Annotated in this window: 8 protein-coding genes and 1 pseudogene; 8 read left to right on the forward strand and 1 reads right to left on the reverse strand. The window is 39.1% G+C overall.

Going from position 1 to position 15,596, the window contains the following annotated elements; translation table 11 throughout:
• The first annotated feature begins 757 nt into the window (after nt 1–757).
• From HMPREF1654_RS07370 to HMPREF1654_RS07395, 6 genes and pseudogenes are all read left to right on the forward strand, one after another.
• Complete coding sequence (locus HMPREF1654_RS07370; RefSeq protein WP_003076148.1) at nt 758–4,465, forward strand: pullulanase; 3,708 nt, start codon at nt 758–760, stop codon at nt 4,463–4,465.
• 188 nt (nt 4,466–4,653) lie between these two features.
• Nucleotides 4,654–5,508 (forward strand): 5'-nucleotidase, lipoprotein e(P4) family, encoded by an 855-nt coding sequence (locus HMPREF1654_RS07375; protein ID WP_003074238.1) that lies wholly within the window; start codon nt 4,654–4,656, stop codon nt 5,506–5,508.
• A 284-nt stretch (nt 5,509–5,792) separates the two neighbouring features.
• Nucleotides 5,793–10,187 carry a PolC-type DNA polymerase III gene (locus HMPREF1654_RS07380; protein ID WP_003076031.1) on the forward strand — a complete coding sequence of 1,465 codons (4,395 nt, stop codon included), beginning with the start codon at nt 5,793–5,795 and terminating at the stop codon, nt 10,185–10,187.
• A gap of 19 nt (nt 10,188–10,206) precedes the next feature.
• On the forward strand, nt 10,207–10,359 hold the full coding sequence (locus HMPREF1654_RS10050) for a hypothetical protein (protein WP_003075872.1): 153 nt from the start codon (nt 10,207–10,209) through the stop codon (nt 10,357–10,359).
• A gap of 19 nt (nt 10,360–10,378) precedes the next feature.
• Complete coding sequence (locus HMPREF1654_RS07390) at nt 10,379–11,620, forward strand: aminopeptidase (RefSeq protein ID WP_003075853.1); 1,242 nt, start codon at nt 10,379–10,381, stop codon at nt 11,618–11,620.
• An 82-nt stretch (nt 11,621–11,702) separates the two neighbouring features.
• Nucleotides 11,703–11,931, forward strand: a pseudogene (locus HMPREF1654_RS07395) (GlsB/YeaQ/YmgE family stress response membrane protein).
• A 61-nt stretch (nt 11,932–11,992) separates the two neighbouring features.
• Here HMPREF1654_RS07395 and def read toward each other — a convergent pair.
• Nucleotides 11,993–12,607, reverse strand: coding sequence for a peptide deformylase (def, locus tag HMPREF1654_RS07400; RefSeq protein WP_003076041.1), 615 nt, complete (start codon nt 12,605–12,607; stop codon nt 11,993–11,995).
• A gap of 295 nt (nt 12,608–12,902) precedes the next feature.
• Here def and HMPREF1654_RS07405 point away from each other — a divergent pair, with 295 nt between their 5' ends.
• Both HMPREF1654_RS07405 and HMPREF1654_RS07410 read left to right on the forward strand, forming a co-directional pair.
• Nucleotides 12,903–14,684: a hypothetical protein gene (locus tag HMPREF1654_RS07405; RefSeq protein WP_003074258.1), complete on the forward strand. Its 1,782-nt coding sequence runs from the start codon at nt 12,903–12,905 to the stop codon at nt 14,682–14,684.
• 3 nt (nt 14,685–14,687) lie between these two features.
• Nucleotides 14,688–15,587: a hypothetical protein gene (locus tag HMPREF1654_RS07410; RefSeq protein ID WP_003076211.1), complete on the forward strand. Its 900-nt coding sequence runs from the start codon at nt 14,688–14,690 to the stop codon at nt 15,585–15,587.
• Nucleotides 15,588–15,596: the final 9 nt, after the last annotated feature.

The raw sequence follows: 15,596 nt of genomic DNA on the forward strand, positions 1-15,596 counted from the left end.
AGAATCCTTTTTGCTGTTCTTGCTAGATGTGTAGTATTGTTCTTCTGCTTACACAGTTTTTCCATATAGGCCATTGGGAAAAGCTAAAAGATCATTGAAATTGTAGATTTTGGTTACTAGACAGCTTTCAATGAGTTATATTGTTATTTCGTTTATCTTTTATTACTGTTTAAAGTTGCAGATAAAGAAATGCAGTTTACATCAAGAATACCATATGGTTTTTTATTGGCTTCGTTAGTTTTATCCATAACCTCAAAGTACTGCTTTGAGATTACGGATCACTGTCTATTATTTTCTTATTTCAAGATGATAGACTGAAATGGTCGTCCAGCTCATTTCGCTACTAAAAGATTATAATAAGATGGTCATCAGCGGATTTGTTTATTGTTAACTCAGATTATTTTGAAACACACGATATTAATGAATAAAGAGAACTATTGGCCCTGTTGAAATCAAAAAGGCAAGCAAAGAGGTATTTTGTAGAGCGTCTTATTTTACTTACACTAGTGACAGGATGAGGGCTGCAGATAAGAGAGACTCTAAAAAAGTGTACATAAAACTAATATAATTCTATTTGCACTTGGACAGTTTCCTAGCTTAAATGGAAGATAAATTTAATTTTTATCAAAAAAAATAGAGAACTTTTTACATGAAACCCTTTACATTTTATCGACAAATGTATATAATATCTACAGAAAACGTTTGCACAGATAATAAAATGTTTATGTAAGCTAAAAAATAAAGGAGTTTTCTTTTTATGAAGAAAGTGTATCATCTACAATCTCGAACAAATGAAAAGCGTCAGCATTTTGCAATTCGTAGATGGAAAATAGGGGTAGCGTCCATTGCTATTTTTGCTAGTGTCTTTTTAGCAGGAAATGTGTTAGCGCAAGCAGATGAAACTCACAGTGTAGAAAACAGCAGCTTGTCTTCCACATTAGCTAGTGTTGCCAATTCATCACATATAGCTTCAACTAGAGAAGACGCATCAGACAAACTAGATTTGACACCAGTGCGTTTTGTGCAAGAAAATAGTCCAAGTTCAACGACGAACGCTGCTACAACAAGTCCATCAGCAAAAAAAGAAACCACTGAAAAGAAAGAAGATGCTGTTGCAAATTCTGCGGAAAAAGCAACTCCTGTTGTAGAGACGAAATCCGAAGATAAAATTGCAGAAGGTAATATCCGTTTGCACTTTAAGACACTTCCGTCAGATAATTTAGCTAGTCTTGGTTTGTGGACTTGGGATGATGTAGAAACACCTTCTAGTCAAAAAGGCAGCTGGCCGACAGGGGCAACGAGCTTTTCAACAGCCAAAAAAGATGATTATGGCTATTATCTTGATGTGAAAATGGCTGAAAAGCGTAGCAAAATTAGTCTCTTAATTAATAATACAGCAGGCACAAATCTGACTGGAGATAAGACGATTGAATTGCTGAGCCCTAATATGAATGAAGTCTGGTTTGATAAAGACTACAATCCTCATCCTTATGAGCCCCTAAAAGAGGGGTTGGTGCGTATTAACTATTATCGTACTGATGGTAAGTATGACAAGAAATCGCTTTGGCTTTGGGGAGATGTAGAAAATCCTAGTAAAAATTGGCCTGACGGAGTGGATTTTGAAAAGACTGGGAAATATGGTCGTTATGTAGATGTTCCCTTAAAAGATGCTGCAAAAACGATTGGATTTTTACTTTTAGATGAAAACAAATCAGGAGATGATGTGAAGATTCAGCCTCAGGATTATAATTTGACAAATTTGAAGAAAAATAGTCAAATTTTCCTTCGTGATGCAGATCCAAACATTTATACGAATCCTTATTTTGTTAATGATATTCGTATGACAGGAGCACAACATATCGGCTTGACAGAGATTGAAGCAACTTTTTCAACTCTTGAAAATGCCAAAAAAGAAGATATTTTAAAAAATCTAAAGATTACAGGCAAAAATAAGAAAGAAGTAGCGATTAAGGATGTGATACTTGATGTTAAGAATAAAAAAGCTAAAATTGTTGGCGATTTTGGACAAGCGCAAGCGCCTTATACGATAAAGTATGGTAATGACCAATTTACAACCAGTATGAATTGGCAGCTGAAGGATAGTATTTATAAGTATGATGGTGAATTGGGAGCGCGTGTTTCTCAAGCGGGCAAACAAGTGGATGTAACCTTCTGGTCACCAAGTGCAGATCAAGTAGATTTGGTGATTTACGATAAAAACGATCAGAACAAGGTTGTTGGCAAAGTAGCGATGACAAAAGGGGAAGCTGGTACTTGGAAGGGAACATTGACACCACAAACAAATCTAGGAATCAAGGATTACCGTGGTTATTTCTATCATTATGAAATTACTCGCGGGGGTAAAAAAGTTCTCGTACTAGATCCTTATGCCAAATCTTTGGCAGCGTGGAATAGTGAAGATGCAGAAAAAGGCGAGTCCTACAAGATTGCCAAAGCAGCCTTTGTCGAGCCAAGTGAATATGGTCCAAAAGATCTGACCTATGCTAAGATTCCTAACTTTAAGAAGCGGGAAGATGCCTTGATTTATGAGACACACGTTCGTGATTTTACCTCAGATCCAGCTATTTCAAAGGATTTGAAATCTCAATTTGGGACTTTCTCAGCTTTTATTGAGAAATTGAATTATTTGAAAGACTTGGGAGTGACCCACATTCAACTCCTGCCAGTTCTGAGTTATTACTTTGTCAATGAATTGAAAAATGCTGAGCGCATGGACAAGTACGCTTCCAGCAACAGCAATTACAACTGGGGTTATGATCCACAAAACTATTTTTCATTAACAGGAATGTATTCAACAAATCCGAAAGATCCAGCTAAGCGTATTGAAGAATTTAAAAATCTTGTCAATGAAATTCATAAGCGTGGTATGGGTGTCATCATAGATGTGGTCTATAATCATACTGCCAAGACTTCTATTTTTGAAGATTTAGAGCCAAATTACTATCACTTTATGGATGCGGATGGTACACCGAGAACTAGCTTTGGTGGTGGCCGCTTGGGGACAACACACTACATGAGCCGTCGTGTTTTAGTAGATTCGATTAAATATTTGACTAGTGAATACAAGGTAGATGGTTTCCGTTTTGATATGATGGGGGATCATGATGCAGAGTCTGTCCAAAAAGCCTATGAAGAAGCAAAAAAATTAAATCCAAATCTAGTGATGCTGGGGGAAGGTTGGAAGACGTATACAGGGGATGAAAATAAGCCAGTCCAGCCCGCGGATCAATCTTGGATGAAATCCACTGATACCGTTGGTGTCTTCTCAGATGATATTCGCAACACCTTGAAATCTGGTTATCCGAATGAAGGAGCACCTGCCTTTATTACTGGTGGCAAACGCAATGTAGAAAGTGTTTTTAAAAATATCAAGGCACAGCCAACCAATTTTGAAGCAGATAGCCCAGGAGATGTGATTCAATACATTGCTGCGCATGATAATTTGACACTCTTTGATATCATTGCCCAGTCGATCAAGAAAGATCCTGCGGTGCCTGCAAATAATCAAGAGATTCATCGTCGTTTGCGCCTAGGCAATCTGATGGTTCTAACTTCGCAAGGTACGCCTTTCATTCATTCTGGACAAGAATATGGGCGGACAAAACAATTCCGAGATCCAGCTTATAAATACCCTGTACCTGATGATAAGGTACCGAATAAGTCACATCTATTGACCAATGCAGACGGAACACCGTTTGAGTACCCATACTTCATTCATGATTCCTATGATTCTAGTGATGCAGTCAATCATTTTGATTGGACTAAGGCGACTGATTCTGGAAAATATCCTGAAAATGCCAAGAGTCGGGCCTATATGAAAGGTTTGATTGCCCTACGAAAATCAACGGATGCCTTCACACGCAAGACTAAAGCTGAAGTCGATCAAAATGTAACTCTCATTACACAGCCAGGTAAAGACGGTGTTGGGAAAGAAGATCTTATCCTAGGCTATCAAGTTGTAGCTTCAAATGGAGATATTTATGCTGTCCTTATTAACGCAGATAGTAAGGAACGGAAATTTAATTTTGGTGAAGGGTATAAGCATCTAGCGCAGGCAGAAATTGTCGCAGATGCTCATACAGCAGGGGTAGCAGCTATCTCTAATCCAGCAGGTGTGAACTTAGGAGCAGACGGTGTCTTATTAGCACCATTGACAGCCACAATCTTGCGCATTCAAAAAAAGAGTAAACCAAATCAAGAAAAACCAAACGGGGAAGATAAACATCAAAGCGGACTTTCTAGACCAAAAGAAGATTCTGGGCAAGCAGCGCCTTCTTCAACACAGAGAGATACTTCAACTGAGAAGATCCAGCAACAGCAAATAGCAAGAGCAAAATCAGATAAGTTCTTGCCGTCTACGGGAACAACGGTTTCAATGATTGGCATTTTTACAGGAATTGTCTTGCTTTTATCAGGTGTATGTATTCTTAAGAAAAAGAAATAGAACTTTCATAGGACGGAAGCTATGTCGGCTGTAAGACTTCTAATCTCTCTGCAGTTGCTAGCCTCAGATGGATTTGACGAATCTTTTTTGCCAATCTATTTTTCGTCTGTATATTTGATTAGAAAACTTGAAATGTTTTTCTGAAAGCGCTATAATTTTGATAGATTAATATTAGGAGGATGGGTTTTATGAAATCATCTAAAGCCACAATCACAATTTTTTCAGCTCTTGCTTCAGTTATTTTATTGACTAGTTGTGGAACAAAAGCAGCCGATAATAAAACTACGCAAAGTAACACATCTGACAATAAAGTCACAATGACGCATGATCAATTGCGTTCAAGAGAAAATACCATGGGCACACTTTGGTATCAAAAATCTGATGAAGCCAAAGCCCTGTATTTGCAAGGTTATAATGTCGCAACGAACCGTCTGAAAGAATTGTTGCAAAAACCGACAGATAAGCCATATTCAATCGTTCTTGACTTAGATGAAACGGTCTTAGACAATAGCCCTTATCAGGCTCAAAATGTCAAAGACGGCACAGCTTTTAATCCTAAAAATTGGGATGCTTGGGTACAGAAAGCTTCAGCTAAAGCTGTTCCTGGTGCGAAAGAATTTCTTCAATATGCTCATCAAAATGGTGTTCAAATCTACTATATTTCTGACCGTGCGGCAAATCAAGTAGATGCAACGATTAAGAATTTAGAAAAAGAAGGTATTCCTGTACAAGGGAAAGATCATTTGATGTTTTTAGAAAAAGGCGTGAAATCAAAAGAAGGTCGCCGTCAAAAAGTTCAGGAAAAAACGAATCTGGTTATGTTGCTAGGAGATAATCTGGTTGACTTTGCAGATTTCTCAAAGACATCAGCTGATGAACGTGGCAAGAAATTGGAAGAATTAAAGAAAGAATTTGGCGAAAAATTCATTATCTTCCCAAATCCAATGTACGGTTCATGGGAAAGCACAGTTTATAAAGGCAAAAAATTAGATGCGAAAGGCCAAATTGAAGAACGCCAAAAAGCGTTGCAAGGTTATAAATAATAAAAAGGAAAAACAGAATGTCCAAAATAAGGGTATTCTGTTTTTTCTTTGTCTTTTAGCTTGTGCTTTGTGAATGTATGAAAAAGTGGACTAAGATTTGCTAATTTCATTATAGTAAAGATGCTTATATTTTCCAGATGCTTACTCTTAAGCTAGCTAGCAAGATGTGACTTAAAATAAAAATGGTTTACACTAATGAAAAGACAAAGGGGATTCTTTATTTTTTAATCGAAAAATCCTTTGTTTTATGGTAAAATAGTGTCATTACAAGGCGAGGGAAAAAGATGTCATCAACGTTTGAAATTTTAATGAATCAAATCAATATGCCACTTGATATGAGACAATCAAGTGCCTTTTTACATGCAGAAATTGAGCAAGTTCTGGTGCATAAAGTCAGCCATATCTGGGAATTTCATTTTTCTTTTGAAGAAATTTTGCCGATTGACATATTTCAAGAATTGAAAAAGTGCTTGAAGGAAGAATTTTCTAAAACGGGGAATCAAGCAGTTTTTGAGATAAGGACAATAAACAAAGATTTCACAGATGAGCTATTGCAGGCTTATTATCAAGAAGCTTTTACAGAAGGTCCTTGTACTAGTCAGGGATTTCGCAGTATGTATCAAGGGTTGAAGGTGCATGCTGAAGGAAATCAACTAGTGATTGAAGGTCCTTCAAGCATTGATACGGATCATTTTCAGAAGATTCATTTGCCAAATTTGGCAAAACAGTTGGTCAAGTTTGGTTTTCCACAGTTTCAATGTCAGGTTAAGGCAAGCGATGCTTTAACACAGCAGCAAGTTGAAACTTTCCAAGCTGAGAAAGAAAAGATTGTACAAGCAGCGAATGATGAAGCTCTAAAAGCCATAGAAGTGCTGCAGAAAATGGCAGCTCCACCTGTTGAAGAAAAGACAAGTTACTCTGGTTTTCAAGCGAAAAAAGCTACTGCACGACCAAAATTGGATAAAGCTGAAATCACGCAGATGAATGCCATTCAGACTGAGGAAAATCGGATTGTCTTTGAAGGAATGGTTTTCGATCTTGAAAAAAAGGTTACTCGCACAGGGCGCGTACTCATTAATTTTAAGATGACCGATTATACTTCTAGCTTTGCGCTTCAGAAATGGTTTAAAAATGAAGAAGAAGCTAAGAAATATGACATGATTAAGAAAAATTCATGGTTGCGTGTACGTGGAAATATTGAAATGAATAACTTCACGCATGATTTGACTATGAATGTACAAGATGTACAGGAAGTGGTACATTATGACCGTAAAGATCTCATGCCTGAAGGTGAGAAACGGATTGAATTTCATGCGCATACCAATATGTCAACTATGGATGCCCTACCAGAAGTCGAAGATTTGATTGCGACAGCTGCGAAGTGGGGGCATAAAGCAGTTGCGATTACTGACCACGGCAATGTGCAGAGTTTTCCTCATGGTTATAAAGCTGCTAAAAAAGCCGGGATTCAGTTGATTTATGGTATGGAAGCCAATATTGTTGAAGATCGTGTGCCTATTACTTACAATGAAATAGATATGGAGTTGGGAGAAGCCACTTATGTTGTCTTTGACGTAGAAACGACTGGTTTGTCTGCTATTTATAATGATTTGATTCAGGTGGCAGCCAGCAAGATGTACAAGGGCAATGTCATCGCGGAATTTGACGAATTTATTAATCCAGGACACCCTTTGAGTGCGTTTACGACAGATTTGACGGGAATTACAGATGAACATGTTAAAAATGCGAAACCACTTGAGCAAGTTTTACAGGAATTTCAGGAATTTTGCAAAGATACGGTACTTGTCGCTCATAATGCTACCTTTGACGTGGGCTTTATGAATGTCAACTATGAGCGTCATGGCTTGCCGAAAATCACCCAGCCAGTCATTGACACGCTGGAATTTGCCCGCAACCTCTATCCAGAATACAAGCGGCATGGTTTGGGGCCTCTAACTAAGCGTTTTCAAGTATCGCTTGACCATCACCACATGGCCAATTACGATGCGGAAGCAACAGGACGACTGCTATTTATCTTCATCAGAGATGTAGCAGAAAAGCGTGGAATTACCAATCTTAATAAGTTGAATACGGATTTGGTGGATGAAAATTCCTATAAAAAAGCACGAGTGAAACACGCTACGATTTATGTGAAAAATCAAACAGGGTTGAAGAATATTTTCAAATTGGTCAGTCTGTCCAATACTAAATATTTTGAAGGTGTACCACGGATTCCGCGAACGGTTTTGGATGCGCATCGAGAAGGCTTGGTTCTAGGAACTGCTTGTTCAGAAGGAGAAGTGTTTGATGCGGTTGTTTCACAGGGTCTGGATGCAGCTGTCGAAGTAGCGAAATATTATGACTTTATCGAAATCATGCCTCCAGCGATTTATGCTCCATTGATTGCTAAAGAGCAGGTTAAGGATATGGAGGAACTGCACACAATCATCAAGAATTTGATTGAAGTTGGAAAACGACTAGACAAACCAGTTCTGGCTACGGGAGATGTGCATTATATTGAGCCTGAGGAAGAAATTTATCGGGAGATTATCGTTAGGAGTTTGGGACAAGGTGCCATGATTAACCGGACCATAGGTCACGGTGAAAATGCTCAACCAGCTCCGCTTCCCAAAGCACATTTCCGTACAACCAATGAAATGCTGGATGAATTCGCTTTTTTAGGTGATGAACTAGCTCGACAAGTGGTCATTGAGAATCCCAATCAGTTGGCGTTAACCTTTGAACCAATTGAAGTGGTAAAAGGGGACCTCTATACACCATTTATTGAGAAATCTGAAGAAAAAGTCGCTGAGTTGACTTATGCAAAGGCTTTTGAAATCTATGGTAATCCACTGCCAGATATTGTAGATCATCGAATTGAACGGGAATTATCCTCTATTTTAGGGAATGGTTTTGCCGTGATTTACTTGGCTTCGCAAATGCTTGTACAGCGTTCTAATAAACGAGGCTATTTAGTTGGTTCGCGTGGTTCAGTTGGCTCCAGTTTTGTGGCGACCATGATTGGGATTACTGAGGTCAATCCTTTGTCGCCTCACTATGTCTGTGGCAAATGTCAATACAGCGAGTTCATCACGGATGGCTCCTATGGTTCTGGCTTTGATATGCCGGATAAGGACTGTCCAAAATGCGGCCACAAGCTGAGCAAGAATGGCCAGGATATTCCTTTCGAGACCTTCCTTGGATTTGACGGGGACAAAGTCCCTGATATTGACTTGAACTTCTCTGGAGAGGATCAGCCTAGTGCCCACTTAGACGTTCGAGACATTTTTGGGGAGGAATATGCTTTTCGGGCTGGTACTGTTGGTACAGTTGCTGCTAAAACGGCCTATGGTTTTGTCAAGGGCTACGAGCGCGACTACGGGAAGCTCTATCGGGATGCCGAAGTTGAGCGTCTGGCTCAGGGAGCTGCCGGAGTTAAACGGACGACTGGACAACACCCAGGGGGAATTGTGGTTATTCCAAACTATATGGATGTCTATGATTTTACACCAGTTCAATACCCAGCGGATGACTTGACTGCTGAATGGCAAACAACCCACTTTAACTTCCACGATATTGATGAGAATGTCCTAAAACTAGATGTACTTGGTCATGATGATCCAACTATGATTCGGAAGTTACAGGATTTGTCAGGAATTGATCCCAATGATATTCCTATGGATGATGCTGGCGTCATGGCCCTCTTTTCTGGGACAGACATTCTGGGTGTGACTCAGGAGCAAATCGGTACGCCGACTGGTATGCTGGGGATTCCGGAGTTTGGAACCAACTTTGTACGGGGCATGGTGGATGAAACTCACCCAACAACTTTCGCAGAATTACTTCAATTATCAGGCTTGTCTCACGGTACCGACGTATGGCTGGGAAATGCACAAGATTTGATTAAGCAGGGGATTGCCGACCTGTCCACCGTTATCGGCTGTCGGGACGACATCATGGTTTATTTGATGCATAAGGGCTTAGAGCCTAAAATGGCCTTTACGATTATGGAACGGGTGCGGAAAGGCATGTGGCTCAAAATTTCTGACGAAGAAAGAAATGCTTATATTGCTGCTATGAAAGAAAATAATGTACCAGAATGGTACATTGAGTCATGTGGAAAAATCAAGTACATGTTCCCCAAGGCCCATGCGGCAGCCTATGTTATGATGGCCTTACGGGTGGCCTATTTCAAGGTGCATCATCCGATTTATTACTACTGTGCCTACTTCTCCATCCGGGCCAAAGCTTTTGAAATTAAGACCATGAGTGGCGGACTTGATGCTGTCAAGCGCCGGATGAGCGAAATTGCTGAAAAGCGCAAGAATAATGACGCCTCCAATGTAGAAATTGACCTTTATACGACTCTGGAAATCGTTAATGAAATGCTGGAGCGGGGCTTCAAGTTCGGGAAGCTGGATCTCTATAAGAGCCATGCAACTGAGTTTCTCATCGAAGAGGATACCCTTATCCCACCATTCTCTGCGATGGACGGTCTGGGTGACAACGTTGCCCGCCAATTGGTCAGAGCGCGGGAAGAAGGCGAATTCCTTTCTAAGACAGAACTCCGCAAACGCGGTGGCCTCTCTAGCACCCTAGTCGAAAAAATGGACGACATGGGAATTCTGGGCAATATGCCCGAGGACAACCAGTTGAGTCTGTTTGATGAGTTTTTCTAAAATATAGAAAGAGGTTTTTATGAAACTTACCATTTCCGCTCAAGATAAGCCAGCACAAAAAGTGTTTGATTATCAGCTGGTTCTTGACCCAGATACGATTTTGAAAATGACCGCTTTGATTTGCGGTACGGTGGCAGCGGTTAGCCTGCTGTCCTTGTTTAAAGAGAAATAACAAAAAAAGGAGATGCAGCATGGTTCTGCCAAATTTTAAAGAAAACTTAGAAAAATACGCTAAACTATTGGTTGCTAATGGTATTAATGTGCAGCCGGGTCACACGGTGGCGCTCAATATTGATGTGGAGCAGCGTGAGCTGGCTCACTTGATTGTCAAGGAAGCCTATGCTCTGGGAGCTCACGAGGTCATCGTCCAGTGGGCGGATGATTTGAGTACACGTGAGAAATTCCTCCATGCGCCAATGGAGCGCTTGGACAACGTCCCAGACTATAAGGTGGCTGAGGTGAACTATCTCCTTGAGAAGAAAGCCAGCCGCTTGGGCGTTCGTTCATCTGACCCAGGAGCTTTAAATGGCGTGGATGCCGAGAAATTATCGGCTTCTGCTAAGGCTATGGGACTGGCCATGAAGCCGATGCGAATTGCAACCCAATCCAATAAAGTCAGCTGGACAGTCGCTGCAGCAGCTGGTACAGAATGGGCTAAGAAGGTCTTTCCAAATGCAGCCAGCGATGAGGAAGCGGTAGACTTGCTCTGGGATCAGATTTTCAAAACCTGCCGTGTCTATGAGGATGACCCAGTAGCCGCTTGGAAAGCTCATGAAGAAAAACTCAGCTCAAAAGCTAAGGTTTTGAATGAGGAGCAATTCACTGCTCTGCACTACACAGCTCCTGGGACTGACTTGACATTGGGCTTGCCTAAGAACCATCACTGGGAATCAGCTGGTGCAGTTAATGCACAAGGTGAAAGATTCTTGCCAAATATGCCGACAGAAGAGGTCTTTACAGCACCAGACTTCCGCCGGGCTGATGGTTATGTAACTAGCACCAAGCCTCTTAGCTATAATGGCAATATCATCGAAGGTATCAAGGTGACCTTCAAAGATGGCCAGATTGTGGACATTACTGCTGAAAAAGGCGACCAGGTTATGAAGGACCTTGTCTTTGAAAACGCTGGTGCGCGTGCTTTAGGTGAGTGTGCCTTAGTACCAGATCCAAGCCCGATTTCCCAGTCAGGCATCACCTTCTTCAATACTCTTTTTGATGAAAATGCTTCTAACCACTTGGCTATCGGTGCAGCCTATGCGACCAGTGTAGTCGGCGGAGAGAATTTCTCTGAAAAAGAGTTGGAAGCAGCGGGTCTCAACCGCTCGGATGTCCATGTGGATTTTATGATTGGCTCAAATCAGATGGATATTGACGGTATCCGCGAAGACGGCAGCCGAGTTCCTATCTTCCGTAATGGAGACTGGGCAATCTAAGATTTCAAGTTGCTTTGAATGGCGATTTCAATAATGACATTCTTGAGAAGCCTTGCTAGAAACATAGAAAGAAGGAGCATATATGATTGGTAGTATGTTTGTTGGTTTCATTGTTGGACTGATTGCAGCAGCAATCACCAATCGTGGAGAGAGCATGGGCTGTCTCGGAAAAATCCTCTTGGGCTGGTTTGGATCCTTGATTGGTCAATTTCTTTTTGGTCATTGGGGGCCAATGCTTGCTGTACGGCTATTGTTCCATCAGTCCTGGGGCGGTTATTCTCTTGGCTATTTTTTGGAGACGGGATAGTTAGAATAGAAAAAATACCTAGATAAAGACTATCTAGGTATTTTTGATAATGATGTACAAGCTATTTACTCAATCACCAACATGCCATCTGCCACTGCAAACGGGTCTTTTTCGTTGATGCGATCGTAGAACATAATGCCATTGGTATGATCGATTTCGTGTTGTACGACAATGCTATTGTATCCTTTTAGTTTGATTCGGTGTTTCTTGCCATCCTTGTCAAAATAGTCAACGGTGACTCGTGCATGGCGAACAACATAGCCCGGAACTTCGCGGTCAACGGACAGGCAGCCCTCGCCTTCAGCCAGCGCTGCATCTTGAACGGAATGCGCCACTACTTTAGCATTATACATAACGGTTTGTAGAGCATAGGCTTCTTTAGGGGGATTTCCTTCTTTGTCTGGCAGGTTTGGAACCAAAACGGCAATAATACGTTTGGACAAATCTAGTTGTGGTGCAGCTAGACCAACTCCACCCCGGAGTCCCATCTTTTCAGCAGTGACTGGATCTTGTGAATTTCTCAAAAATTGGAGCATTTTTTCGCCTAAGATAATTTCTTGATCTGTAAGTGGAAAGGTGACATCTTCTGCTACTGCTCGCAGCGTTGGATTCCCTTCACGAATGATGTCATTCATATCAATTGAATGAGCTGGTTTTGTTAATTTTTCAATAACAGACATAATCTCTCCTTTGTTTTAAAATTGGATATTTATTCTACATAAAATTCTTTTTTATATGATAAATATAACACAAAACAAAGGAGAAAGAAAGAAGAAAGAAAATAAGCAAATCGGACAATCAATAGTAATGTAAAGAACGTATGTAGATATAAAGAAATAAATTATTAAAAAAATAGTAGGATATACTTGCTATTTTAAGTAAAAACAGGTATTATGATTAATTGGATGTATAAAATAGTATTACTTATTCAATATTATTTTGAAATTAATAATACATTTTGTAAAGGAGAAAAAATTGAAAACTCTACTATTTGGAAATACAGGGTATGTGACCGAAGAGTTTATACAGGAAGCCTTTCCAAAAGATATGGTTTATCTCTTAGGAGAGACACATTTAAAAAATTCAAAAAAATTGAAGTTAACAGTTTTCTCTGAAGCAGAGAAGACTGATATGGAAGAAATTTTAAGAACATATCGATTTGATCGCATTCTTTATTTCTCTAATTCTTTAACTTATAAAAATCATCAAGTAGGAGAATTAGAGAGATTGCAATCTTTTTTGAATGTTGTCAAGGGGTTGGTTTATTCAAAGATTCTTTATATAACAGGACCAGAGGTGCTGAACCGTCCTCAAGAGTTAGAAATAGCAGCGGAGAGCCTTTGTCAGCATTGGGTAAAGGTGAATAGACAATCTCTTAAAATAGTCCGTAGTCCTTATTTATATTCTGCCAGATTGCCAGAAGATTATTTTTATCGTTTATTCGATAAAGTTCACGAAAATAGAGCTATTTCTATTGAAGAACATCCGGATGAAATTGCGAATTTTATCAATTCAGAAGACTTAGCAGAGCTAATCAGCAAAATTTTTGATAGTTGGGATGATCAGACAGAAATTTTAAATATTTATAATCCGTTTGAAATTACTTTTCAGCATGTTGCAGAAAAGTTAGAAGAGCTGGCATTCTCTAAAAGTAAAATAGTGATTGATTCCAAATCGCCTGAACCTTGCCTTTATCACTCAACAGATAAAGATAATTTAAGGCATCGTTATGGCTGGTTTATTCATTATTCACTTTTAGACGATTTAGCAGATTTATATAAAGATTTTGTTAAAGAAAATAAAGCGTCGAAACATCTGGAATTCAATCGTTTAAAAGCAGTTGTATATACGATGCGTTCTCATAAGACTTCCCAAAAGATAGCTGAGATTTTGCTTGCTTTTTTCTTGTCTGAGGTATTGAGCGCAATGTTGAACGGTTTTAATCAATTGAGAATGCTAGATGTCCGTTTACTTTTTATTACCTTGGTTAGTACGATTTTTGGAACAATCTATGGAATTTTTGCAAGCTTCCTTTCTATAATTGGTCTATTTGCAGCAACTATTCTTGCTGGGGGGAATTGGCAATCAATCGTTTATAATACAGATAGATGGATTACCTTTGCAGCTTACATGTTTGTTGCTCTTATTTGTGGTATTATCCAGATGAAATATCAAGATGAAAAAGAAATGTTAGAAAAAGAAAATCAGTTGCTAAATGATAGAAATGAATTTTTATCTATCTCATATGAGGATGCAGTTTATGATCGTGAACAATTAGCTCAGCAAGTTGTAAGTAATCAAACTGGTACCAGCAAGCTGTTTTCTATTTTTCAACAATTAGATAAACCAACAGTAGAAGCTGTTTTAAATGAAACAAAGAAAATTGTTGCAGAACAACTAGAAACAAATAGTGTCAACATATATTCATTATCTGAGTTTTCTGGCTTCAACCTAAATAGGTATCCGATATTAGCAGAAGAGTTGAAAAATGATGAAGTTTGGGTCAATAAGAATTTGATTCCAGATTATCCAGTTTATGCATTAAAAATAGAATCTGCTTCAGGGTTAAGCTACCTTTTGTGGATTGAGGATGTTTCTTATAGTCATTTATCTCTTTCGCGCATGCACTTCTTACAAATGATTGGTGGAGCAACAGCTTCTATGTTAGATAAAGCTGGTTATCATCAAGCATTTGTCAACCTCAAAAAGACTACAGTTTTAGGAACTACTCCTAATGGCATCAAATATGGAGGGTGATAAATGGAGTTTATTGTTTCTCTATTCTGTGTGATTTTAGATTTGGTATTATGTATCCATTCGTACTATTTGCTCAATTCTAAAAAAATTAAATTGCCCCTATTTTATACCATATTTCCCATTGCGATACCATTTTTAGGTTATCTTTTACTGTGGCTTATAAATCCATCTAGACATGACGATACATCAAATGTGTCTCATCTTGCAAAAGAGGCGGATGTTTGGACAGAGCTAAGTGGAGTTGAAAATAAAAATGGGCTAGGAAATGCATATGAGAATGTCGAAGACCTCATCCCATTAGAAGAAGCGCTGTTGTTGCAAGATAAGGAAACAGCACGGTGGATGATAATGGAAATGGTTAGTCGGACTCCAGATCGATTTATCGAATTGTTATTTTTGGCTCGCAAAGATGAAGATACAGAAGTCGTGCATTACGCTACGACTCTTATTGCGGAAGTCTCAAGACAGTATGATATCCGTTTGCAAAAGTTAAATAAACGGTATCATCAGAATCCTGATGATTTCCAAGTTTTAGCAGAGTACTGTACTATTTTAGCAAGCTATTTACAAAAAGGGCTTGTAACGAAACGATTGGAAAAACTACTTAGAAAAGATTACTCAGATCTTCTGGAAAAAAAGATTCAACAAAAAGAAGAGTTATCTGATTATCTGAATTTTATTAAAAATGAGTTGTTGCTTAAGCATTATACACGTGTTAAGGAATATCTTGATTTGATTTCAAGAAAGTGGGGACAACACGAAGAAATTTATATGTTATATCTACAATATTATTATGAAACGAAACAAGGAGAAAGGATAAAAGAATTGATAAAAGCTATAGAAAAAAACTCGATTTATATTTCAAAAGAGAACCGAGAATATTTAGCTTTTTGGCAATTTTAAAGGCTAATA

The organism is Streptococcus intermedius SK54 = ATCC 27335 (genome assembly GCF_000413475.1).
In the GTDB taxonomy this organism is placed as follows: Bacteria; Bacillota; Bacilli; order Lactobacillales; family Streptococcaceae; genus Streptococcus; species Streptococcus intermedius.

Excerpts from the sequence above, each read along its gene's own strand:
- HMPREF1654_RS07375 (WP_003074238.1), top strand. The coding sequence starts at position 4,654 with ATGAAATCATCTAAAGCCACAATCACAATTTTTTCAGCTCTTGCTTCA.
- HMPREF1654_RS07410 (WP_003076211.1), top strand. The coding sequence starts at position 14,688 with ATGGAGTTTATTGTTTCTCTATTCTGTGTGATTTTAGATTTGGTATTA.
- HMPREF1654_RS07370 (WP_003076148.1), top strand. The coding sequence starts at position 758 with ATGAAGAAAGTGTATCATCTACAATCTCGAACAAATGAAAAGCGTCAG.
- HMPREF1654_RS07380 (WP_003076031.1), top strand. The coding sequence starts at position 5,793 with ATGTCATCAACGTTTGAAATTTTAATGAATCAAATCAATATGCCACTT.
- def (WP_003076041.1), bottom strand. The coding sequence starts at position 12,607 with ATGTCTGTTATTGAAAAATTAACAAAACCAGCTCATTCAATTGATATG.
- HMPREF1654_RS07390 (WP_003075853.1), top strand. The coding sequence starts at position 10,379 with ATGGTTCTGCCAAATTTTAAAGAAAACTTAGAAAAATACGCTAAACTA.
- HMPREF1654_RS10050 (WP_003075872.1), top strand. The coding sequence starts at position 10,207 with ATGAAACTTACCATTTCCGCTCAAGATAAGCCAGCACAAAAAGTGTTT.